Source organism: Vibrio sp. RE88, from assembly GCF_013113835.1.
Taxonomy (GTDB): Bacteria; Pseudomonadota; Gammaproteobacteria; order Enterobacterales; family Vibrionaceae; genus Vibrio.
In genome coordinates this window covers 213,028-237,093 of record NZ_VTYQ01000007.1, presented here as the reverse complement: position 1 = coordinate 237,093, position 24,066 = coordinate 213,028, and the positions used below count along the sequence as shown (strand labels likewise).

Below are 24,066 nucleotides of genomic sequence, written 5' to 3'. Positions count from 1 at the left end.
TGTGTTCGCAAACTGAGTTCTTTTCTTCTCGATAACGCTAAATAGGCGGTTTTAAAGTGGCTCTCCCGATGTAATTAGCGTGTCTTAGCGGAGCCTGAATCGGGTTGTTTTCTATTGTGTAAAAACTTTATAAGGCTAAAAAGTGCAGCGGGCTATTGGTGGGACAGAGCCATTTAAAGAAAGGTAGCGAGAGACAAAATAAAACCCGCTTAAAGCGGGTTTATATGGAATATGGGGACTACTTAGCTGGTTAGGAGGTGTTGCAGCTTATCGCGTAGGCTCTCAATATGAGTGCGCTCTGGGCTCATCTCTTTACAGTGTTCAAGGATGTACTCCAGAGAGCTCAGTACCGTTCGCCAGCGCGGTGTTTTTGGTAACGTTTCGACTCGCAGGTATTTGTCCAGAGTCCGAGTCTGTAAGGTGCTACGGTCGAGGTACACACGCCATAAGCCGCTTTGCTCTGCGAAAGCAAACTTGCTTTGACCAGTAACGCTTTCCCAATAAGTTAGCGCACTTGTCATTGCATCGACTAAGACTTCACGCATGACTTCTTGCTTGGATTTGTTATCAGTGGTGGCTCGATCGGCTAACCGCGTAAACTCTCCACCTAGCTCTTTTAACTCTTGCAGTTTGGCTTTATCACCTTCAAACGCGTAGCTGGACAAGGCTTCAACCGCGGTTTCGAGGTTATTGATCCGCGCGGCGTTGACACTGCCACCCACGTTAAAGATGTACATGGATTTGAGGCCAGAGCCTTGTGGTAGTTTGAGAATGTCTGCAGACAAGTGCTGACGTACATCTTCGACATAAACATCAATGACGCCACAGTAGTGCGGCTGTTCGACGTTAAGGAATTTTGGTGCAATCAATTCATCCGCATTAGAACGGCGTAATTGTTCTGTGGTGCGCTTAAATAGACGAGAGGCGGCATCATTGGTGAAGCGGATTTTATTGTCGTCACGTACACAGATAATCGCTTCTGGGGCTGACTCTAATTGCTCTAATAAACGCCCCTGAGTTTCTAGTAAACTGGCTTCAACCATGGCGCGCTGTTTAAGTTCCGTTTGTAGCTGCTGGTTTTCAATCCGGCGTTGTTCGGCTTTGCTTGCGGTTAGATGCGCCGTAATTCGTGCGGCGAGCTCTTGTTTGTTAAAAGGTTTTGATAAGTAGTCATTGGCTCCGGCTTCGAAACCTCGAACTCGGTCATCGGGCTGATTCAATGCTGTAAGCATGATGACGGGGAGCTGAGCATGATCATAGTCTTTACGCAGCACTTCACACACCTGATAGCCGCTCATTCCCGGCATCATGATATCGAGTAGCATCAGCTCTGGTTTTTCATGACCAACGGATTCAACGGCTTCTTCACCATTTTTCGCGGTGCGTACTCGGTAGCCTTCAAGGCGAAGGAAGCTATCTAAGACACGCAGGTTGACCGGTTCATCATCGACCACTAACAGCAATGGCCCGTCTGGATTCTCCGGTAAATTTGAGCCTTCGATTATCTCTAGGTCATTGTTTTCTGGAGCAATGAAATGCGCGCCTTCGATATGGCTTGCGAGGCCTATTTGCTCGGTTGAGGCGATTGGCAAAGTGAAGCTAAATGTCGTACCAACCATAGGTTGGCTGCTGACGTAGAGCGTGCCTTGCATCAAATCAATCAACTGACGGCTGATAGATAGACCAAGGCCGGCCCCTTGGCGATAACAGCTGCTATCACTGCCAGCCTGAATCAGGGGTTCAAAAATGTGTTCAAGTTGCTCAGCAGGGATCCCCTGACCAGTATCTACTACTTGAACGCGGATGTTGTCGTCGACCTGAGTGGCGGAAATGACGATTTTACCTTCACTGGTGTATTTGATGGCGTTGCCAACGAGGTTGTATAGCACCTGCTCTAAGCGTTGAGGATCGGCGCATACCCATAGCGGATCGTTAGGAACCTGATTAATGATGCGAATGGGTTTGTTGCCCACTAAATGAGTCGACAGTTCGAGCACCAAGCGCGTTGCACCGGAGATATCCACAGCTCGGGTTTCAATGTCGAGATTACCGTAACGCATTTTGTGGTAATCAAGCAGGTCATCAACCAAGGTGGCCAAGCGCTGGCCGCTACTGATGATGATATCGAGCTGGTACTTGTGATCCGCGGTAATTGGTCCATTGGCTCCGGAGATTAGCGCTTCTGCGATACCTACCATGCCATGGAGTGGAGTTCGCAATTCATGAGAGGTGGTGGCGAGGAACTCATCTTTGAGTTTGTTCGCCAATTGCAGCTCGTCATTTTGCTTTTGGATCAGCTTTAGGTTGCTTTCCAGCTCTTCATTTTGCTGTTTTATAAGCAGTATTTTGTCGCGAATGGAGCGTTGCATGCGCTCAAAACTGATGGCCAGTCGGCCTATCTCATCTTTTCGCTCTGTATTGATGATGTCCGTATCGAGATCGCCAGCCGAGACTTTTTCTGCCGCCCACGTCAGCTTCAATAAAGGTGCGGTAATAAAGTTAGATAAGTAATGGGACGCGGCAACCACCAGTACAATTGCACATAGCATGGCAAATACGAACAGAGTTTCGAGTTGGTGGACGCGTGCAAAAGCTTCTTTTTCTGGCACTTCTACCACAATGGCCCAGTCGACACCTTTAAACGAAATAGGGCTGTAAGCGGCGATGGTCGCTTCTCCGAGCGTGTTTGTGTATGTCCCGACATCGGTTTTTCCTTCCAACGCTAAATCAACAACTTCGCGGCTCTTATCGATGTCTTCTTGCTCATAAGCCATGGTTCTTGATTTATGGTCAGCGCCGACCAGCAAAGTTTTCATTGCTGAAGCGTTGTTAGTATCGGCTATTAGTTTAGTGATGCCATTGTTTGGCAAACGGAACATAGCATAGCTGTGAAGATAACCTTGCTGAACGATGGGAGCGCCGAGCCACGCGACAGGTTTACCTCTGTCCATCTCAAAGTCTGAAATGATCACCGGTGTGTAATCTTCATTGGATTTACGCTTTTCAGTGACCTGAGTTTTTAGCTTGTGGAAGGTCCGACCTAGATTGGTATCGCGAAAGCGTCCAGTCAGCAGATTGGTGCCGTAGTTGTCGTGTTTAAAGATGGAATAGGTGACGTTACCTTCTAAATCAACCAGTAGAGCATCGTCAAAGTCAGAGCGTTTGAGCAGTTCTAGATAGGCTCTGTGATAGCGTTTATGCAGCAGTCGATATCGCTCCGTACCAGTATAAACATTGGACTGAGGCAGTATTGAGGTTTTGATCTGATCGCCTGAGCCAGGAATGTAACGCCGCTGAGCGTATTCGCGTGCCTGAGCCATATCCAGTCCTAAGCTGCGAAACGCATTGACTAATCCGTAGAAACGCCCGCCACTGGCATAAGCCAGTTCAGAGCGAACAAAGCCCATAACTTCCGATTCTTTGGCGTACATGTAGTCAGTGACTTGTTGCTGTTTACTGTCTCGTACGGACATTAAGTGCGAAGTACTTTGCTCCTGCAAATCTTTGGTATGAGACTGGAGGAAAAAGATCGCGATGATCGTGAGTGGCGTAATACTCAATACAAGAAATGCCAGCATTAAAGTGTGTTGCAGGCGCTTAAATCTTTGTTTTCGGTACAACTTAAACATGAGCTAACTAGACTTTCCGTAATGAAGGCAGGCAATAACATGCCCAGTAAAAAACGTGACTATCCTAGAATGACAAAATTAACGAGTTTTTTTACTTTGACAAGTAAGTCTGAGTTAAAGCGTGGATGAATGCGCAATTTTTGCGGAAGGAGAGAAGCAGAGCCCGATATGAAGCATCATATCGGGCTGAATGACTATTTTTTTGCGTAGTATATTGCGAATTTATTGGTCTTATTTAGCGTCTCACAATTACCAAATGCTTGCTTAATAATAGGTGGATACTTAAGAAAACTATTGGCAACTATCAGTAGCTGGCCACCTGAGCTTTGGTGCTTTGGTGCCTTGGCTAACAAAGTTTCGGTTGCACTGTAGCTGGTATCCAGACCTGCATGAAAAGGTGGGTTACTGATAATAAACTGATAGTCTTGGCTGGTATCAGAATAGATGTCTGAAGCAAACACTCGCCCTTTGAGGCCATTGGCTGCTAATGTCGCTTTACTAGATTCGACCGCCAGTGCGCTGATATCGCACATTTCAAGTTCAATCTCAGCATTGAGCGTTGCCATGACAGAGCCAATCACTCCGGCACCACAGCCAAAATCCAATATTTTCCCTGACAGCGCTGGCAGAGTATCTAACAGCAGTTGACTGCCGATATCGAACTGACCGTGACTGAATACCCCTGGTAAGCTTTTGATCGTCAGTTCATGCCCTTGGTAGCTGACCTGATACTGCTTAAACCAATCATTAAGATTAAACTCAGCAGGCTGCTCAAGGCATTGTCCCCAGTAAAAAGAGCAACGTCTCGCAGAGTCGAATTTATTGATTGGCCCGTAGGGTTTAAACATCTTTTCGATGCTTTTTACACCTGAGCGATTTTCACCGACAACGACAATTTCAGTTTGTGGCCCTAGCTTGGCCAGCAACATCGCCAACAAAAACTCGGCTTCGGCTTTCGCTTTTGGCCAATAGAGTAGAATCATGTCGGCTTGAGTCTGCTCAATAAACTCCGCGCCAAACACAGCCGTTAGCTGAGTGTTAGACTCTAACTGACGGTAGTAACCATAGTTGGTGGTAAACACGGTGACGGATTCACAGTGTTTGCTGAGCTCTACTGGGAACAGGTCTTCTGATTCCCCAGCAACAAGAACATGTTTACCTTTAAAGTAGGCGAGTTGTCGTTGTGCAATTTGGCTCGGTGCAATATAGGCAGACATAATGGACTCTGGCTGAAAAAAGACGGGGGATTTTCGCATAATCCCCCGCATTCTTGAAGTTTTCCTGTTCCTTAGATCTTAGTTTTGATCTTGCTCGTCGAGGAAGTCCTGAAACTCTTCTTCGTAAATATTAAACAGCACCATGGTGATGGCGAAGATCAAAGGGCCGTAGATCAGGCCAATTAAGCCAAACAGGTGAAGGCCGCCTAATAGAGAGAAGAAGATCATTAGAGTGTTCATTCCTGCACTGCCTTGCATTAACAGTGGTCTGAGCAGGTTATCAATTGACCCAACGACAGCGACACTCCAGATGGTCAGGAAAATCGCCCATGTAGTATCTCCAGTCAAGAATAGGTAGGCCGCCGCAGGTATCCAAATCAATGCGGTGCCGACCACAGGAATAAAGGAGGCGAAGCCCATCATGGTGCCCCAGAACAATCCAGGGAAGCCTGCGAGCCACATACCGATACCACCAGCAAAGCCTTGCGCGATTGCGGTTAGGAATGAACCCATTACGGCGGATTTAGACACTTGCTCAACTTCATCCAGCAGTTTGTCTTCCTGGCTGCGAGACAGCGGAAGAATATGACGAATCGCGGCAATAATTTTGTCGTGGTCACGAAGTAAGAAGAACAATACAAACAACATCAGGAAGAAGTTGAGTAGGAAGTTGGTCGCATCGCCAAGAATTTTCGCACTGATACCGACTAAGTTCGAGCCAAATGACGTGGCGAACTGAGCCACTTTCTGACCGATTTCCTGAGGTTGAATCTCATCAAACGGTAAGTAGGTATTGATGATAGACAAGCCTTTTACCACCCATGGGTGTTCAAACAGGGCTTGGATGCCGCCGTGAGTCACCCACTGATAGACGTTTTGTGAAAATGCTGAACCTTGTTGAACAATGGCGGCGAAAACAAAAAGAAGGGGTAGCACTATGATGACGGTGAGTAAGGTACAAGACAGCAACGATGCGATGTTTCTATGATTCGGCATGCGGTTTTCGATCCACTCATGGATAGGAAACATCAGCAGAGAAATGATAAACGCCATCACAATTGAGTTTATGTAAGGCTCAACTAATAAGAAGCAGGCAAAGCCAGCAGCAAGTAGAGCAACAATCAATACCCAATGGCTGGAAGTTATTTTGAGTTTTTCTGACACGTTTGTTGTCCAATTATTCATCGTGATAGAAGTATAATGGCTGTAAATTACTGAGTCTTCAACGCAAAATCAAAATGTTATCAGCGGAGGGTAAAATTATGGGATGCTGTAATGATGACAAGTCCTGTTGCGGAAGTACGAAACCTAAGCGCAAAATTCCTTGGTTTTCACTGATTCTTTTTCTTTTGGTGGTTTTAGTCGTATTTAACTGGCAATAAAAAAGGCTGCATGCGCAGCCTTTTGCTATTTATTACAACGGTGAATTACGCTTCGTTGGCTAGAATCGCAAAGCAGCGATCAGCCGCTTCTAATGTCGCTTCAAATTCTTTACTGCCGTGTGCTAGCGAAGTGAAACTCGCTTCAAATGCCGAAGGTGCTAAGTAAACACCATGTTCTAGCATTAGGTGGAAGAAGCGTTTAAAGCGTTCGATATCGCACTTAGTGACGTCTTCGTAACACGTGATTTCTTTCTGTTCAGTAAAGAAGAAACCAAACATGCCACCCACTTGATTCACGACCATTGGAATGCCGTGTTGCTCAGCAAGAGATTTAAAGCCATCAGCCAATTGCTTGGTCTTTGAAGCGAGGCGTTTTTCGTTACCTTCCTCTTTCAGTAGGCTTAAACAAGCGTAACCCGCAGCCATCGCGACTGGGTTGCCAGACAGCGTACCTGCCTGATAAACCGGACCTGTTGGCGCGATGTATTGCATCACATCTTTACGGCCACCAAAGGCACCCACTGGCATACCACCACCGATGACTTTACCTAGCGTCGTGATATCTGGCTTGATGTTGTAATGACCTTGAGCACCGCCTAAAGCGACACGGAAACCTGTCATGACTTCATCAAAGATCAGCAGTGCGCCTTCTTCATCACAGATTTGACGTAGGCCTTCGTGGAAACCTGCGACTGGTGGGATACAGTTCATGTTGCCCGCGACGGGTTCAACGATGATACAAGCGATCTCACCTTTATTAGCAGCAAACAGCTCGCGAACAGAATCTAAGTCATTAAACGTGGCTGTTAGCGTGTGCTTAGCAAAGTCTGCAGGAACACCTGGAGAGCTCGGCTGGCCAAGCGTCAGTGCACCGGAACCTGCTTTTACCAGCAAGCTGTCGGCGTGACCATGGTAGCAGCCTTCAAACTTGATGATTTTGTCTCTGTTGGTAAAACCACGTGCGAGGCGAATAGCACTCATAGTAGCTTCTGTACCTGAGCTGACCATTCTGACTTGCTCCATTGATGGCACGAGTTCAGAGACCAGCTCAGCCATTTGGATTTCCATTTCAGTTGGCGCACCAAAGCTTAGACCGCGCTGCGCTGCTTCAATCACAGCTTCGCGAATGACTGCGTGGTTATGGCCAAGGATCATCGGGCCCCAAGAGCCAACATAATCAATGTAAGCTTTACCATCAGCATCGAAAATCAACGGGCCATCTGCACGTTCTACAAAGATAGGTGCACCGCCAACGCCATTGAAAGCACGTACTGGAGAGTTAACGCCACCAGGAATAGTCTGTTGTGCTTTTTCGTAAAGCTCTGCTGATTTGGTCATGGATATATCCTCTTTTGATTGCTCGGACCAATTTGGCTGGCATTGTACCTGTCGATTCCGGTTCAAGAAAACGCTTTGCACCACATTATGGGCAGTTTTCCATCAAGAAAGCGGAGTTTTTATGAAAAAAATCCACGAAAGGTGGTGAATACTTGAACGCATAACTCAGGTATTAGATAATGGACCGATTATAGAAAGATGATTTATCCAAAACTGTACACAGTGATTGGATTTACATGAGTGAGAGAGGTCATCGTGAGCGAACTAAATATCCCACTAACATTTTCAGATGCAGCGGCACAACGTGTTGGCGCGCTAATCGCTGAAGAAGAAAATCCAAACCTGAAGTTGCGTGTTTACATTACGGGTGGGGGCTGTAGCGGCTTTCAGTATGGCTTCACATTCGATGAGAGTGTCAATGACGGCGATACGACGATTGTAAATAGTGGCGTAACGCTTGTGGTTGATCCAATGAGCTTACAATATCTTGTTGGGGGGCAGGTGGATTACACCGAGGGATTGGAAGGTTCACGTTTCTTCGTAAATAACCCTAATGCGACAACAACTTGTGGCTGTGGCGCTTCATTTAGTGTCTAAATTAGAAGTCTAATTTGTAGAGCCGCGCTAAGTCGCGGCTTTTTCTTTTCTGCCAAATACCTATGCAACCAGGTCAGAACTGAGACCTCGGCTAAATTACTGTCCAACTGTATTTTATTTTTTATTGGTTAATTTATATCCTGAGATTATAAGAGTTGGTGCTTTTACTTAGCAAGGGATTGTTATGGGCAGATTTTCATTATTCCGTTTTTTCGCGGTCAGACCCTACATTGTTTCACTCGTTATTATTCTCATTTTATCGATTTGGCTTGGCCTTGGCACACTTAAAGCGGACGATGGTCAGCCTGAGCATCAACAAGAGGTAGTGCCATTAGCGAAAGTGGCCTTTCAGACCTTTACTGCTCAAAGTACTCATAAATCCATGGACTTATACGGCAGAACCGCACCAGAAAAACAGGCCAAGCTCGGCGCAGAGATCGCGGGGAAAATCGTTGAGTTGAAAGTACGTAAGGGATATAGCGTCAAGCAGGGACAAGTCATTGCTTTGATTGATAAAGGGGATTTAGAGATCCAGCTTGAGCGTGCCAGGGCCATGCTTAAAGTGCGTGAGAAAGAATATAAAGCAGCTCAGTCACTTAAGGATAAAGGATTACAAGGTGAGGTGGCTTTCAGTAATGCGCAGGCAGCCTTAGTTGAAGCCAAAGCAATGGTGAGCAATGCCAAGATTGCTCTGAGAAACACCGCGGTTACAGCACCATTTAGCGGTATTGTCGACAGTTTAGATATCGAACTCGGCGATTTTGTTGGCGTTGGTGATCCGGTCGCTAGTTTGATTGACCTTAGTCAGATAGTGATTGAAGCCGATGTGAGCGAACGGCATATCCAAGACCTCACGCTAAACCAGCCTGCGTCAGTCAGTTTTATTGGTGGCGAAAGAGTCGAGGGTAAGGTTCGTTACATTTCTCGGATTTCTTCAGCTTCAACCAATACTTTTCCGATAGAAATCATTCTGCCTAATCCACAGCAAAAAATCCCTGCAGGAATCAGTGCCGAAGTGGAACTCAATCTTAAGCAGCAACTGGCGGTGAAAGTGACTCCAGCAATGTTGGCCTTGGACGAATCTGGCAATTTAGGGGTTAAAACGCTTGTTGATGAACGAGTGCACTTTATTCCGATTCAGCTAGTAAAAGCAGAGCAGGACGGCGTGTGGCTGACAGGGTTGGGTGAGCAGGTCAGTATTATCACCACCGGGCAAGGTTTTGTACGAGACGGCGACCAAGTGATCGCTGTCGAGCAGCAATAGTAAGGAGTCATTATGTACGCCTTAATAGATGCGGCCTTATCCCGTACCCGAACCATGCTGGTGCTATTGGTCTTCGTCCTGATAGCTGGTGTTATGACTTATCTGACGGTACCGAAAGAATCCAGCCCGGATATTACCATTCCAATTATCTATGTATCCGTGGGGCATCAGGGGATTTCACCTACCGATGCCGAACGTCTATTAGTTCGCCCAATCGAGCAAGAGTTGCGCTCGATTGAAGGGGTTAAGGAAATGACCTCAACCGCTTCTGAAGGACATGCTTCTGTGCAGTTGGAATTCAGTGTCGGTGTGGATCTGAATAAAGCCATGGCGGATGTGCGAGAAGCTGTTGATTTAGCGAAGCCCAAATTACCGGAAGACAGTGATGAGCCGACGGTCAATGAGGTAACGTTCGCTTCAGAAGAACCGGCTTTGACAGTGGTTTTATATGGTACGGTGCCCGAGCGCACCATAGTGCAAATAGCCCGTCAACTCCGAGATAAGCTGGAGAGTTTTCGTCAGATCTTAGAAGTCGATATCGCTGGTGATAGGGAAGACATTGTCGAGATCATTGTTGACCCTTTATTGATGGAAAGCTACGGATTAGACCAAGCGGATATCTATAATCTGATTGCCCTCAATAACCGAGTCGTGGCTGCAGGATTTGTTGACACTGGTTATGGTCGCTTCTCCGTAAAAGTCCCATCCGTATTTGATTCGTTGAAAGATGTTCTTGAGTTGCCAGTTAAGGTTGACGGAAAACAAGTGATAACTTTTGGTGATGTGGCAACGGTGCGCAGGGCGTTTCGCGACCCTGAAAGCTATGCACGCCTTGATGGCAAATCTGCGATTGTTTTGGATGTGAAAAAGCGCGCGGGTGAAAACATTATTGAGACTGTCGCTTTGATCAAGCAGGTGATGGAGGAAGGTCAAAAGCGCGCCGACTGGCCGAATAATTTGCAAGTGAAATACACTTGGGATCAGTCTAAAGACGTCAAAATGATGCTCAATGATCTACAAAACAATATTCTGTCAGCGATCATTCTGGTTGTTGTGGTGATCATTGCTATCTTGGGTGTCCGAACGGCATTATTGGTGGGCATTTCCATTCCCGGATCATTCCTCACGGGACTATTGGTTCTTTCTGTGTTTGGCCTGACGGTTAATATCGTGGTGTTGTTCTCGTTGATCATGGCGGTCGGTATGCTTGTGGATGGGGCGATTGTTGTGACGGAGTTTGCTGATCGCCGCATGCAAGAAGGAACACCGCGCCGAGACGCATACCGGGATGCCGCTAAACGTATGGCATGGCCGATTACCGCATCTACCGCGACAACCTTAGCGGCATTTGCTCCGTTGTTGTTTTGGCCAGATATTACTGGCGAGTTTATGAAATACCTGCCTTTGACTCTGATTGCTACATTGGCAGCGTCGTTGGCGATGGCATTGTTGTTTGTCCCTGTACTCGGCGGTTTGATTGGTAAGCCGCAACACGTTACTAAGCAGCAACGTGAGAAAATGGTCGCTCTGCATGATGGTGATTTTTCCAAAGCCACTGGGCTAACCAAACTCTATCTTGAAACGCTTAACATCGCTTTGCGCCATCCACTAAAAATTCTGTTAAGCGCGATTTTACTTGCTGTGGGAGTCGGCTTCACCTACGCCAAAGCGGGCTTAGGTGCTGAGTTTTTCCCTGAAGTGGATCCGCCATTCTTTACTGTCAAAGTACGTTCTTATGGCGACCTGTCGATAAACGAAAAAGACGTCATCATGCGTGATATCGAGTCTGTCTTGCTTGGTCATGATGAATTTGAAAGCGTTTATACCAAAACGGGTGGTGATGATGAAATCGGACAGATTCAGATCACGCCCGTGGATTGGCAGTATCGGCGTAAAGTGAAAACCATTATTGATGAACTAAAGCAAACGACCGACCAATATGCTGGGGTAGAAATCGAATACAAGTTCCCAGATGCTGGGCCGCCTGTGGAGCATGATCTGGTTATTGAAATGTCGACGCGTATTCCGGGAGAACTAGATCGCGCGGCTAAAATGGTTCGTCACTGGGCAGATGCGTACCCTGCTTTCACCAATATTAGTGATACATCGAGCAAAGAAGGCATCGACTGGCAGATAGATATTCGTCGTGACGATGCCTCCCGCTTTCTCGCTGACGCAACATTGGTGGGCAATACGGTTCAGTTTGTCACCAATGGCCTCAAATTAGGGGATTACCTACCTGATGATGCCACTGAAGAGGTCGATATTCTGGTGCGTTACCCAGAAGATAAGCGTGATATTGGCCGTTTTGATCAGCTTAAAGTCAAAACCGCCGCAGGTATGGTTCCTATCACAAACTTTGCCAGCATTATTCCTGATCATAAGCAGGACACGATCCGGCGTATAGACGGGCATCGAGTGATCAATATTTTTGCCGACATGAAAGAAGGCTACAACTTAGCGCTGGAGCTGCCTAACGTAGATCAAGCACTTGCCGATCTGAACCTGCCAGATGGGGTCGAGTTTAAGATTCGTGGTCAGAATGAAGAACAAGAAAACTCCTCCGCTTTTTTACAGAAGGCATTTTTGATCGCTTTAGTGGTGATGGCGTTAATCTTGATCACTCAGTTTAATAGCTTCTATCAGGCGTTTTTGATCCTCAGTGCGGTGTTGTTCTCCACCGTGGGCGTTTTTGTCGGTTTGTTGATTTTCCAAAAGCCATTTGGCGTCATCATGTCGGGGATTGGCGTGATTGCTTTGGCGGGCATTGTGGTGAATAACAACATCGTTTTGATCGATACCTACAATCAGCTTCTCAAGCGAGGTATGGATAAGCGAGATGCGATTTTAAGGACGGGGATGCAGCGTTTACGTCCAGTTCTGTTAACCACAGTGACGACAATCCTAGGCCTGCTGCCTATGGTACTAGAAATGAACATCGACTTAATTAACCAGAAGGTTGAGTTCGGCGCTCCAAGTACCCAGTGGTGGTCGCAATTGGCAACCGCTGTTGCTGGGGGGCTAGCGTTTGCAACAGTGTTAACTTTGGTGTTGACGCCATGCCTGCTGATGCTGGGTCGACAGCACAAGGTTGAAGAAAACGCGAATATCATAGTCGAAGATTAAAAAAGCCCGCAGTTGCGGGCTTTTTCTTAAAACAATTTAACGAGTCGCGAGCAGTTCACCGTAGCGATCAAGTTTTTCCAGCCTTAACTTGGCGTTGGCGATAAAGGTGGCCTTATCTTTACCAGTTAATGACTTAGATTGCGGAAGCTTAACGGTTCTTGGGTTCTTGTGAACACCATTGACTAGGAACTCATAATGCAGGTGCGGGCCAGTCACTCGTCCTGTTCCGCCCAAAGTACCAATAGTTTGGCCTTGTTTGACACGCTGACCGGTTTTCACCGTTCGCTTGGTTAAGTGCAAGTACTTGGTAATGTAAGTATTGCTGTGCTTGATGAACACGTAATTACCATTGAACTGGTTGTAACTGGATTTTTGCACGATACCATCACCAGCAGCCCAAATTGGTGTTCCTACTGGGGCTGCGTAATCTGTTCCTCTGTGTGCACGTACTTTTCCTGTCACTGGGTGGCGACGGCGAGGATTAAAGTTCGAAGAGACACGGCGGAAATCCAGCGGCGAACGCAAGAAAGCTTTCTTCATCGCACGACCATTTTCATCGTAGTAGTTGCCATTCTTGTCATTGATAATCGCTTTGAAGGTATCGCCTTGGTTGGTAAAAATTGCCGCGATAATCTTACCACGTCCAACCACTTCTCCCTCTACCACGCGTTCCTGATACAGGATCTCAAAATGATCGCCTTTACGGATGTCGAGCGCGAAATCTATGTCCCAACCAAAAATACCCGCCAACTCCATAATCTGATTGGCAGTGAGACCTGCGCCAACCCCCGCGTTCCAGAAATTGGATGTGATGTCTGCTTCTGCGTAGTTGTATTGGTAATGGACTTCTTTTTTGTCTAGCTGCGAAGTAAAACCAGTTTCAGAGCGGGTAATTAAAAAGGTTTCGTAAGCATTGAGCTGACGTTTTATCTGAACCAGTTGATCATCGGTGTCGAAACCGAACTGAAATGAGTCACCAGGGCGGACACGCGTGAGCTGCTGTTTAATTTCTTTGCTGGTCGTGGTCAGATCATAAAGTAGACGGGAGGACAGGCCTGCTCGTTGAAAAAGCAGAGCCATGCTGTCACCAGAACCTATGGTGTGTTTCTCCCAGCGCAGTGACGCTGCCGTGTTTTCTGAATCAGAAGAGATCAACGCCTCAGCATTGATAGCAATAGGGTAGTGTTCACCAACCTCATAAAGCTTCTCATCCGGTCTGAGATCTTGAGGTGATGGCAGAAACAGTGCGATGACAATCAGTGCACTAAATAAGGCGATACAGGCTCGGTGCATCCATGGAAGTCGAGCGAAAATAGACAACATTTATGTTCGTTCTAAAAAATTCAGTAAAAATAGCTAGCTGTTTAGTCTAACTGGTTTCAAAAAGCATCGCTATTCAAGTAAGATGGGAAATTACCAAATTTTTGCCAAATCTGTGGGAGTGAACAAGAATGGCGAGCATTGAAGCTGCACTGGCCGAGATTAAACGCGGCGTTGAAGAGCTAATTCCAGAAGAAGAGCTGATTGAAAAGCTGAAAGAGAATCGTCCTCTACGTATTAAGTTGGGTGCCGATCCAACCGCTCCAGACATTCACCTGGGTCACACGGTTATTTTCAATAAGCTACGCTTGTTCCAAGAGCTTGGCCATGAAGTGACGTTCCTTATCGGTGATTTTACCGCTATGGTCGGTGACCCAACGGGTAAGAACAGTACTCGTCCACCACTGAGCCGTGAAGATGTACTTCGAAATGCTGAAACTTACAAGGAACAGGTGTTTAAGATCCTTGATCCTGCGAAAACTAAGATTCAGTTCAACTCGGAATGGCTATCTGAATTAGGCGCAGAAGGTATGATCCGTCTTGCTGCGAACCAAACCGTTGCTCGCATGCTTGAACGTGATGACTTTAAAAAGCGTTACGCAGGCGGTCAGCCAATCGCTATCCATGAGTTCATGTACCCATTGCTGCAAGGTTGGGACTCCGTCGCTATGGAAACTGACGTTGAGCTAGGTGGTACCGATCAGAAGTTTAACCTACTGATGGGCCGCGAGCTGCAAAAAGCCAATGGTCAGAAGCCACAGGCGGTACTAATGATGCCACTTCTTGTTGGTCTGGACGGCGAGAAAAAAATGTCGAAGTCTGCTAACAACTACATCGGTATCAGTGAAGCGCCAAGTGAAATGTTCGGCAAGATCATGTCAATCTCAGACGATTTGATGTGGAGTTACTACGAGCTGCTGTCGTTCCGTCCTTTGGAAGAAATCGAACAGTTCAAAGCAAGTATTGCTGAAGGTAAGAACCCACGTGACATTAAAGTCTTGCTGGCAAAAGAGATCATTGCTCGCTTCCATAGCGAAGCGGATGCAGAGGCTGCCGAGCAAGAGTTCGTGAATCGTTTCGCTAAGAATCAAATTCCAGATGAAATGCCAGAGTTTGAATTTGATGCAGGCCTTCCGGTTAGCAACCTTTTGAAAGAAGCAGGCCTATGTGCGTCGACCTCTGAAGCGATGCGTATGGTCAAGCAAGGTGCTGCGAAGATTGATAGCGAGAAAGTCGCCGATTCTAAGTTTGCGCCGCAAGCAGGTACGTACGTATTCCAAGTTGGTAAACGTAAATTTGCTCGTATTACGATTAAGTAAGCGTCTGCTGAAAATCGATAACCAAAAGCGCCTCCGTGGCGCTTTTTTAATACGAGAAATTTGGCGAATAATCAGAGATTTTTTCATTAAATTGACTGTAAAAAAGTCTGCGCTTTGTTATCATGCCCGCGCTGCCAAACTGGCAGTTCATTCGGAGATTTTTATGAACAATACCGACCATCCTCCTAGTATGAAGGGAGAAAAATAAACCGCTTCGGTATTGGCGATCTTCGTCTCTGCCTAAGTGGCAGAGTGACTCTTTTCTAAAGTAATCTCAGATTTTTCTCCTTCCTATCTAGTATTCAGTTACAGACTCATACTCAGTATGCGTTCGACTTGTTGTGCGTGCTGTAACTGGATGGTCGTTACCTACTGCCAATCGGGAGATTCGCCATGACGGTAATGAGCAATACATACATTGAAAACACCCTAAACTTTTCTTCTGAAGAGATTGGGGCAGCTCGTAATGCATTTCTGCAATACGAGCAACACCAGCAGGTTCACCTGTTGACAGTGATGCCTATTGAAGAAGCGGTGGCTATCTTGCACCACTGTTCAGTTGGCTATGTCCAGCAGTTGATTTCTGTGCTGGAAAATGAAGGCCATGACAAACTCGCACGTCATTACGCGCACCAGTTAGGCCTGATTCATTCAGAGGTGGAAACATCCAACAGTTATCTTAGTACGTCCGTATTGGGGCACGTAAAACAACGCATTGGTTGGATCATTGCCTTAGCGTTGCTGGGTATCGTTTCTGGGCTGATCATTGCCCAGTATGAGGATACCTTGAGTCAGCTGGTATTGTTGGCGGTTTATATGCCCGTCATTGCTGCGGCTGGTGGCAACACTGGCTCTCAAGCAGCGACTTTGGTGATACGAGCCTTAGCAACAGGGGAACTGAAAAAGCGCCAGTGGTTGGCGGTATTCTGGAAAGAAAGTCGTGTCGCACTGTGTTTGGCTTTAGCTATCGCTTTGGTCATTGTTGGCAGGGTGATGTTGTTCAGTGATGGGGCGTCAACGGGCGGCTTTGAACTGAGTAATATCGCACTGGCGATTGCGGTCGCACTGTTTATTCAGGTGACGATGTCGACAACCTTAGGTGGTTTGCTACCGATTCTCGCTCGGGCATTCAAACTGGACCCAGCCGTATTGGTGAGCCCAGTGTTAGCTTCGATTGTCGATATATCCGGTATGTGGATTTACTTCACCGTTGTGAATTACTTTTTAGGTATTGCCTGACTGAACTTTACGATGTCCTGATAGAACAGGGTTTCAAATTGTGTGATGGGAGCGATGGTAGGTTTATCATCGCTCTTTTTCTTTGGCGGCAAATAATCCGCCACGTACTGTACGAACAAGGTGGCAGGCTTCCCTGAGCTATCGAGCCCAAATCCAGCCATGTTGTAGCTGCCGTAAAGTGAGCCACTTTTAGCGATGAATGCACCTTTTATCGGATCTTTACGCATACTTCGGCGATATTTTAGCGTGCCAGATTCACCCGACTTGGGCATTAAATCAATCATCTTTAATGTGCTGTCGTTAAGCCAGATATAGCGCAAGATTTTCGACATCGCCTGGCTGGTAAAACGGTTGTTGCGTGATAAACCGGAACCATCGGCCATTGGGGTAGCTTCTAAGTTTATTCCGGTGTTAGAAAAAATAATCTGCTTAATGGCTTCAGTACCATTGCTGAAGCTGCCGGGCTGTATATAAAACTTGGCCCCAAGTGTTTTGGTGAGATTGTCAGCGATCAGGTTATCCGATCTTTTCAGCATGGTTTCAAGTAGCTCTGTGAGTGGTAAGGAGCTATGAGTGGCTAGAAGGGCCTTGTTGGTTGAATGAGCAGGCTGTCCAATTCGTACCGTTCCTGAGAAAGGCAGATTTAGTTGGTTCAACACGCTGTTTAACATTCGTTGAGTGTAAAGCTCAGGATCTTGTACCGCAAATTTGAGTGGCAGTGGTTTGCTGCGCTCGGTTAAACAACCTTGAAGTTGATAATGGTTATCTGGAGAGGTGATAAGCTCTAAATCACACTGAGTGCTTTCTTGCTGGTCTTTGCTGACACTTGATGCTTGCGTTGTTACGTAGACAGGGAAGTGTTCCGGTACGTAAACGCGCGTGTTGCCATCATCTTGCGTATAAATGGAGGCTTGAACACAGTTACCATCAAGCGAAATGGCAGTTGCCGGCGCGCTATAGCAAACGCCCAGTATATCCCATGGCCAGCCGACAGCACGGTCGTATCCAGTAAACGCACTGTTATCTAACCAGATGTCGCCATCAATTCGGCTAAGTCCATTTCTTTTGGCGACGACAAATAGTTGCTTCAAATCCTCTGTCGCCAAAGTCGGGTCGCCAGAAAAATGGATGACAACATCTTTACCGATTTGCTCAAGTTGGGTTTCAAAGCGGAAATTATCACCGAGCTCGAGCTTTGCAGCCAAGGCAGTGACGAGCTTGAGTGTACTCGCCGGAGGAAAGTACTGATCACTATTGTGAGTATCAAGTAAGGAGTTTTGCTGGTCGAGTGATTCGACAAGTAGGGCTGCTCGACTGCCATCGGGCAGTTGACCCACGGGCGCATAGGCAAAAGCTGATAGAGAAAACAAAGAGGTAAAAAACAACAGAAACAGTTTGGAAAGCTGCATAGCAAAGCGCCGTGAGATCTAAAGACAAGAAAGCAGTATAGCCAGTAAAAAAAACGCCCGCTAGAAGCGGGCGTTTAGAGATCATGACATTAAGTCACAAATTAGAAGTCGTAACGTAGACCTAGAGCTAGCTCGTCTTCAGAACCTAGCTTGCCAACAGTACCTGTTGCAGTCTTGTCGTTTTGGTCAAGTAGGTTAAAGTTGTACGATACGTAGCCACGGAAGTTAGGCTTAAAGTAGTAAGTTGCATCAACTGCGATATTATCGGCAGAATCGTACTTAGTACCTGAGGTCTTTGCTTCCAACGTGTTGTATGTGGTTGTGAATACAGTCTGGCCCATAGTGTAAGCTGCTGCTAGTTCGTAACCTGTCTTATCAGTTGTTGAGCTAGAACCTTTTTCTTGATCTTCACCGTCAACAAATGTACCAGCGAAGTACAGATCGTTGATTGTGTAAGAAGCCGCTAACATGTACTGGTTACGTTCTGTTACTACATTGCTAACGATTTCGTTTCCATCTGCATAACCTGCACCTAGCTTAACGCCAGTTTCGCCGATAGCGTAGATTGCAGATAGAGAGTAACCGTCAGCATCGTTGTCAGAGATGTCGCTTGAGCCAGAACCAGATGTTGTATCAATGTCTGAGAATCGGTAGCTAGCTTTTACACCAAGGTCAGAAAATTGGCCTTTGTAAGAGATCATGTTGTCTGAACGGTCAGCAATTGCGATTTTGTACGCTGCAGAGTTACCGTGGTAAGCCATGATATCAGTGAAATCAGTGATAACACCTAGCGCACCGTCGTTCTTACCGTAAGTTACTTCACCGAAAGCACCGCCGATACCACCGTATAGGTAACGGTTAGTTAGATCAGATGAGCTGTTGTTGCCATCTGTAGCACCGCCGTTGTCATTAGTAGTGAACTCACCTTCGTAGAAACCCACACCGTATAGGCTGTCAGTGATCTGAGCTGTACCTAGGAAGTTTAGACGTACGCGAGAGTTGTCTTCTGCTTTGCCATCTTTAAGAGCTAGACGTGCTTCCGCGCGACCACCCATTTCGATAGTGTTACCGTCTTGGTTGTAGATTTCCGCCGCGTTTGCGCCAGTTGCCACTGCTGCTGCAGAAACTGCTAGAGCGATCAGAGTTTTGTTCATCTTATAAGTCCTAATTTACTGTCCATAAATAGTTTTTTGAGAAAACGCTCCGCCATGGCTTCGCCTTTCTCTTTCTTCCGTTCTATGGTTTCAAGTGCATAATCAATAAGAAACGTCACACACATTGAGTGTCATAGAGCATTTGGTGAGCATTGTTGTACCGCCAAAGTTCCTCGATGAGTTAGTAAAATGATATAAATCGGACTAATGAACACTGTTTTATTTAATGTAAAAAATACTCAACTGTTTGTTTTTAAAGGGTTCATGTTGCTTTTTTATCGTTTGTTTATGTTTCTATTATTTAGATCTTTTTATTCAATGGGTTAACTATAAAAAGACTTGAGAAGGCAATTTAGTTGATTGAACTATCATATATAAGACGCAAAAATATCGAATATTGAATTCAGATGATTTACTCGCTAACTTTGTTTACACTAAAGGAAATTGATTAGTTAACTCACTACCTAATCCACCGGATTGGGTAGTTTTGTTTTGTCCAAAGATAGCTTTGGCAATGAGGTAAACAATGGAAAAAGTCCCAATGACAGTGCGTGGCGAACAAAAGCTGCGTGAAGAATTAGACCGACTACTAAAGCTTCGCCCACAGATTTCTGAAGCTATTGCGGAAGCGCGTGAATTAGGCGATCTGAAAGAGAATGCTGAATATCATGCCGCACGTGAAGAGCAGGGTATTTGCGAAGCTCAGATCCGTGATATTGAGTACAAGCTATCTGTAGCTCAGGTTATTGACGTTACTAAGATGGATAATTCAGGCAAGGTCATCTTTGGTTCAACCGTCACTTTGATTGACTGTGATACCGAAGAAGAGAAAACCTACCAAATCGTCGGCGACGATGAAGCGGATATCAAAGCTGGCCGTATTTCTGTTAGCTCGCCAATCGCTCGTGGCTTGGTTGGCAAGATGGAAGGCGATGAAGTGGTGATTTCTACACCAGGCGGCGATCGTGACTTTGAAATTGACAGTGTAGAATACGTTTAGTCGTAGATTGACTATTTGAGAAACCAAAAAGGTCGCATAGTGCGACCTTTTTTATAGCATTGAAACCGAGGTTTGCTTATTTACGTGGCAACTCGATTTTACGCTCTTCAGTCTGACGGTACATAACCAGTGTTTTACCGATCACTTGTACTTTTTCTGCGCCAGTTTCGCGTACGATAGCTTCAATAATCAGGTTTTTCGTTTCGCGATCTTCAGAGGCAACTTTCACTTTAATCAGTTCATGGTGATTAAGAGCGATTTCTATTTCCGCTAGAACAGCCTCAGTTAGTCCATTTGCGCCCATAAGCACAACAGGTTTTAGACTGTGCGCTAGGCCTTTTAGATGCTGCTTTTGTTTGGTGCTTAGGTTCATTACGCGGCCAATTTTCTTTACTATAAGGGTTGAAAAATACCATTTTAACGCCATCTACCCTTGAAGACTATAATTTATTGGGCAAGTTGGTCCCTCTATTAGTTAGGAATCGAATGAGTAAACAAAAACATTCGGCGAGCTCAGGCCGTTGGTTGAAAGAACATTTTGACGATAAGTTCGCCAATGAAGCGCGTAAAAAGGGCTATCGTTCTCGTGCTTACTTCAAGATGGAAGAGATTCAAACCAAAGACAAACTATTGAAACCTGGGATGACTGTCGTCGATTTAGGTGCGGCTCCCGGTGGTTGGTCTCAATATGCTGCTAAGATAGTAGGAGGCGAAGGTAAAATCATCGCGTGTGATTTACTTCCGATGGATCCAATTGCTGGCGTGAGCTTTCTACAAGGTGACTTCCGTGAAGACGCTGTGCTTGAAGCTTTGCTGGATCGAATTCAACCTTCTATGGTGAATGTGGTGATGTCTGATATGGCGCCTAATATAGCAGGCAACAATTCGGTCGATCAGCCACGTGCAATGTATTTGGTCGAATTAGCTTTAGATATGTGTCGACAAGTTCTTGCGCCCAATGGTAGTTTTGTTGTGAAAGTATTTCAGGGCGAAGGCTTCGATCAATACGTAAAAGACGTTCGTGACATGTTCAAAGTCGTGAAAATCCGTAAACCTGATTCTTCAAGGGCTCGTTCCCGAGAAGTTTTTATTGTAGCCACTGGTTACAAAGGTTAACTATTTGCTCAATCGAGCGGCAGTTAACACTGTAGCTACAGTCAACAAACTGTAGTACCCTACCTTTAATTACAATTAGTTATCGCGAGGCTGACACCTTGAGTGACATGGCAAAAAATTTAATTCTGTGGCTTGTGATCGCCGTAGTCTTGATGTCGGTTTTCCAGAGCTTTGGCCCTGGGGAAAGTAACGGCAGAGCGGTTGATTACACCACGTTTGTACAGGAAGTTGGCCAAGGCCAGATTCAGGAAGCAACATTTAAGGGCGAGGAAATCACTTTCACTCGTCGTGGCGGTGGCTCGCGTTATGTTACTTACATGCCGGTCTATGACCAGAAACTACTGGATGACATGATTAACCAGAATGTGAAAGTGCAAGGTACTCCGCCGGAAGAGCAGAGCTTACTTGGTACTATCTTCATTTCTTGGTTCCCAATGATCTTACTGATTGGTGTATGGATTTTCTTCATGCGTCAAATGCAAGGCGGCGGCGGTAAAGGCGCTATGTCTTTCGGTAAGAGCAAAGCTCGCATGATGAGCGAAGAACAAATCAAAACCACATTCGGTGATGTTGCTGGGTGTGATGAAGCGAAAGAAGACGTAAAAGAACTGGTTGATTACCTGCGTGATCCTAGCCGCTTCCAGAAACTGGGCGGTAAAATCCCAACTGGTGTTCTGATGGTTGGTCCTCCTGGTACGGGTAAAACGCTGCTTGCTAAAGCGATTGCTGGTGAAGCGAAGGTACCCTTCTTTACTATTTCAGGTTCTGACTTCGTTGAAATGTTTGTAGGTGTGGGTGCATCTCGTGTACGTGACATGTTCGAGCAAGCAAAGAAAGCTGCCCCTTGTATTATCTTTATCGATGAGATTGATGCAGTAGGTCGTCAACGTGGTGCGGGTGTTGGTGGTGGTCACGATGAACGTGAACAAACACTGAACCAAATGCTCGTTGAGATGGATGGTTTCGAAGGTAACGAAGGCATCATCGTGATTGCGGCAACTAACCGCCCTGACGTTCTTGACCCAGCGCTACTTCGTCCTGGTCGTTTTGACCGTCAGGTTGTGGTTGGTCTACCAGACGTTCGTGGTCGTGAGCAGATTCTTAAAGTTCATATGCGTAAAGTGCCACTAGCCGGTGATGTAGAACCATCTCTAATTGCTCGTGGTACACCAGGCTTCTCTGGTGCTGACTTGGCTAACCTAGTAAACGAGGCGGCATTGTTTGCTGCGCGTGGTAATAAGCGTAACGTTTCTATGGTCGAGTTTGAACTGGCCAAAGACAAGATCATGATGGGTGCTGAGCGCCGTTCTATGGTGATGTCTGAAGAAACGAAAGAGTCAACGGCTTACCATGAAGCAGGCCACGCGATCGTTGGTCGTTTGGTTCCTGAACATGATCCAGTTTACAAAGTTTCTATCATTCCACGTGGTCGTGCGTTGGGTGTGACGATGTATTTGCCAGAGCAAGACCGCGTGAGCATGTCGCGTCAGCACCTTGAGTCTATGGTCTCTAGCCTGTACGGCGGCCGTCTTGCTGAAGAGCTTATCTACGGTGCAGACAAAGTATCGACCGGTGCCTCTAACGATATCGAACGTGCAACTGATATTGCGCGTAAGATGGTGACTCAATGGGGCTTCTCAGAGAAACTGGGTCCACTTCTTTATGCAGAAGAAGAAGGTGAAGTGTTCTTGGGTCGTAGCGTAACTCAGACTAAACACATGTCTGACGATACCGCCAAGCTGATTGATGACGAAGTACGTAAGATCATTGACCGCAACTACGCGCGTGCAAAAGAGATCCTTGAAGACAACATGGATATCATGCATGCAATGAAAGATGCGTTGATGAAGTACGAAACCATCGATGCAGGTCAAATTGATGACCTGATGGATCGCAAATCAGATATTCGTGAGCCAGCGGGCTGGGGTGATAACTCCGACAGCAAGCCGGAAGCTAAAGCAGAGCAACCAGAAGCGAAAGCTGAGCCTGTGAAAGAAGAATCCGCTTCTTCCTCTGAGTCTACCGAAGAGCAGACGACAGAAAAGAAAGATTCTGAATAACGCTAACCAATAAAATAAACCCCGAGGAAACTCGGGGTTTTTGTATTTTTTATGATTATTACAGCAAATAATAAATCCCTCGACTTATCAACGCCTCAAGTTATGGGTATTCTCAACGTCACGCCTGACTCGTTCTCTGATGGTGGAAAATACAATTCACTAGAGAATGCGATGATTCAGGTAGAAAAGATGATTAACGCAGGCGTTAGTATTATCGACATCGGCGGCGAGTCGACTCGCCCTGGTGCACCTGATGTGGCTTTGGAAGAAGAGCTTAGTCGGGTGATTCCGGTGATCAAAGCGATTCGTGAACGCTTTGACGTATGGATTTCAATTGACACCAGCAAAGCCGAAGTCATGCGTCAGGCCGTTGAAGCGGGTGCGGACATTATTAATGATGTTCGGGCACTGCAAGAGCCAGGTGCGCTTGAGGTTGCTGCAGAATCGGGGTTGCCGGTGTGTCTGATGCACATGCAAGGACAGCCAAGAACCATGCAGGCAAATCCTCATTACGACGATTTACTTAAAGAAGTCGGTGAATTCCTGCAAGAAAGAGTACAAGCATGTGAAGCCAAAGGGATGAAAAAGAGTCAGTTGATCCTTGACCCGGGCTTTGGTTTTGGAAAAACGCTTGAGCACAACTATCACATGTTGGCTCACCTTGAGCAATTTCATCAATTTGGTTTACCGCTTCTGGCTGGTATGTCTCGTAAATCGATGTTGTTTAAGTTGCTGGATAAAGCGCCTGCCGAGTGTGTTGCCGCTAGTGTCAGCTGCGCGACAATTGCTGCAATGAAAGGTGCTCAGATCATCCGAGTTCACGACTTTGAACAAACGCTTGATGCTGTAAAGATTGTCTCTATGGTGCAAAGTAACCACTGAGAAATAGATTATAA

General features: G+C 46.2%; 17 protein-coding genes. 9 read left to right on the top strand and 8 right to left on the bottom strand.

Annotation, left to right across the window (positions count from 1 at the left end):
* Nucleotides 1-242 precede the first annotated feature (242 nt).
* The 4 genes from F0265_RS17660 to hemL form a co-directional block, all read right to left on the bottom strand.
* The gene (locus tag F0265_RS17660; protein WP_171749871.1) at nt 243-3,629 is read right to left on the bottom strand and encodes a response regulator; all 3,387 of its coding nucleotides are present in this window, start codon (nt 3,627-3,629) and stop codon (nt 243-245) included.
* 194 nt (nt 3,630-3,823) lie between these two features.
* Nucleotides 3,824-4,846, bottom strand: coding sequence for a 16S rRNA (guanine(1207)-N(2))-methyltransferase RsmC (gene rsmC, locus F0265_RS17655; protein WP_171749870.1), 1,023 nt, complete (start codon nt 4,844-4,846; stop codon nt 3,824-3,826).
* Between the two features lie 78 nt (nt 4,847-4,924).
* Nucleotides 4,925-6,010: an AI-2E family transporter gene (locus F0265_RS17650; protein WP_043009179.1), complete on the bottom strand. Its 1,086-nt coding sequence runs from the start codon at nt 6,008-6,010 to the stop codon at nt 4,925-4,927.
* Between the two features lie 263 nt (nt 6,011-6,273).
* Nucleotides 6,274-7,566 (bottom strand): glutamate-1-semialdehyde 2,1-aminomutase, encoded by a 1,293-nt coding sequence (hemL, locus tag F0265_RS17645; RefSeq protein WP_171749869.1) that lies wholly within the window; start codon nt 7,564-7,566, stop codon nt 6,274-6,276.
* Between the two features lie 255 nt (nt 7,567-7,821).
* Between hemL and erpA the strand changes: the two genes are divergently transcribed.
* The 3 genes from erpA to F0265_RS17630 all read left to right on the top strand — a co-directional run bounded on the left by erpA (nt 7,822) and on the right by F0265_RS17630 (nt 12,553).
* Entirely contained in the window at nt 7,822-8,163 is a 342-nt protein-coding gene (gene erpA, locus F0265_RS17640; RefSeq protein WP_019276906.1) for an iron-sulfur cluster insertion protein ErpA, read from the top strand.
* A gap of 184 nt (nt 8,164-8,347) precedes the next feature.
* Nucleotides 8,348-9,427, top strand: coding sequence for an efflux RND transporter periplasmic adaptor subunit (locus F0265_RS17635; protein ID WP_171749868.1), 1,080 nt, complete (start codon nt 8,348-8,350; stop codon nt 9,425-9,427).
* 12 nt (nt 9,428-9,439) lie between these two features.
* Complete coding sequence (locus F0265_RS17630) at nt 9,440-12,553, top strand: efflux RND transporter permease subunit (RefSeq protein ID WP_171749867.1); 3,114 nt, start codon at nt 9,440-9,442, stop codon at nt 12,551-12,553.
* A 36-nt stretch (nt 12,554-12,589) separates the two neighbouring features.
* On the opposite strand, the gene F0265_RS17625 is transcribed toward F0265_RS17630, so the two are convergent.
* Nucleotides 12,590-13,876, bottom strand: coding sequence for a peptidoglycan DD-metalloendopeptidase family protein (locus tag F0265_RS17625; RefSeq protein WP_006958078.1), 1,287 nt, complete (start codon nt 13,874-13,876; stop codon nt 12,590-12,592).
* Between the two features lie 128 nt (nt 13,877-14,004).
* Here F0265_RS17625 and tyrS point away from each other — a divergent pair, with 128 nt between their 5' ends.
* Together tyrS and F0265_RS17615 are read left to right on the top strand one after the other, a co-directional pair.
* Entirely contained in the window at nt 14,005-15,192 is a 1,188-nt protein-coding gene (tyrS, locus tag F0265_RS17620; protein WP_019274447.1) for a tyrosine--tRNA ligase, read from the top strand.
* A gap of 393 nt (nt 15,193-15,585) precedes the next feature.
* Entirely contained in the window at nt 15,586-16,431 is an 846-nt protein-coding gene (locus F0265_RS17615; RefSeq protein WP_171339908.1) for a magnesium transporter, read from the top strand.
* Here the strand turns inward: F0265_RS17615 and dacB are convergent.
* Both dacB and F0265_RS17605 read right to left on the bottom strand, forming a co-directional pair.
* Nucleotides 16,410-17,840, bottom strand: a complete 1,431-nt coding sequence (gene dacB, locus F0265_RS17610; protein WP_171749866.1) for a serine-type D-Ala-D-Ala carboxypeptidase — start codon at nt 17,838-17,840, stop codon at nt 16,410-16,412. The two genes, F0265_RS17615 and dacB, sit on opposite strands and share 22 nt — an antisense overlap.
* 101 nt (nt 17,841-17,941) lie before the next feature.
* Nucleotides 17,942-18,994 carry a porin gene (locus F0265_RS17605; RefSeq protein ID WP_171749865.1) on the bottom strand — a complete coding sequence of 351 codons (1,053 nt, stop codon included), beginning with the start codon at nt 18,992-18,994 and terminating at the stop codon, nt 17,942-17,944.
* A 526-nt stretch (nt 18,995-19,520) separates the two neighbouring features.
* On the opposite strand from F0265_RS17605, the gene greA reads away from it, so the two are divergent.
* Nucleotides 19,521-19,994, top strand: coding sequence for a transcription elongation factor GreA (gene greA / locus F0265_RS17600; RefSeq protein ID WP_006958072.1), 474 nt, complete (start codon nt 19,521-19,523; stop codon nt 19,992-19,994).
* 76 nt (nt 19,995-20,070) lie between these two features.
* Here the strand turns inward: greA and yhbY are convergent, their stop codons facing one another.
* Nucleotides 20,071-20,367 (bottom strand): ribosome assembly RNA-binding protein YhbY, encoded by a 297-nt coding sequence (gene yhbY / locus F0265_RS17595; RefSeq protein ID WP_006958071.1) that lies wholly within the window; start codon nt 20,365-20,367, stop codon nt 20,071-20,073.
* A 113-nt stretch (nt 20,368-20,480) separates the two neighbouring features.
* On the opposite strand from yhbY, the gene rlmE reads away from it, so the two are divergent.
* The 3 genes from rlmE (at nt 20,481) to folP (ending at nt 24,052) form a co-directional block, all read left to right on the top strand.
* Nucleotides 20,481-21,110 (top strand): 23S rRNA (uridine(2552)-2'-O)-methyltransferase RlmE, encoded by a 630-nt coding sequence (gene rlmE / locus F0265_RS17590; RefSeq protein WP_171749864.1) that lies wholly within the window; start codon nt 20,481-20,483, stop codon nt 21,108-21,110.
* A gap of 107 nt (nt 21,111-21,217) precedes the next feature.
* Complete coding sequence (gene ftsH / locus F0265_RS17585; protein WP_171749863.1) at nt 21,218-23,170, top strand: ATP-dependent zinc metalloprotease FtsH; 1,953 nt, start codon at nt 21,218-21,220, stop codon at nt 23,168-23,170.
* Nucleotides 23,171-23,221: 51 nt separating this feature from the next.
* Nucleotides 23,222-24,052 carry a dihydropteroate synthase gene (folP, locus tag F0265_RS17580; RefSeq protein WP_171749862.1) on the top strand — a complete coding sequence of 277 codons (831 nt, stop codon included), beginning with the start codon at nt 23,222-23,224 and terminating at the stop codon, nt 24,050-24,052.
* The last annotated feature ends 14 nt before the right edge of the window (nt 24,053-24,066 follow it).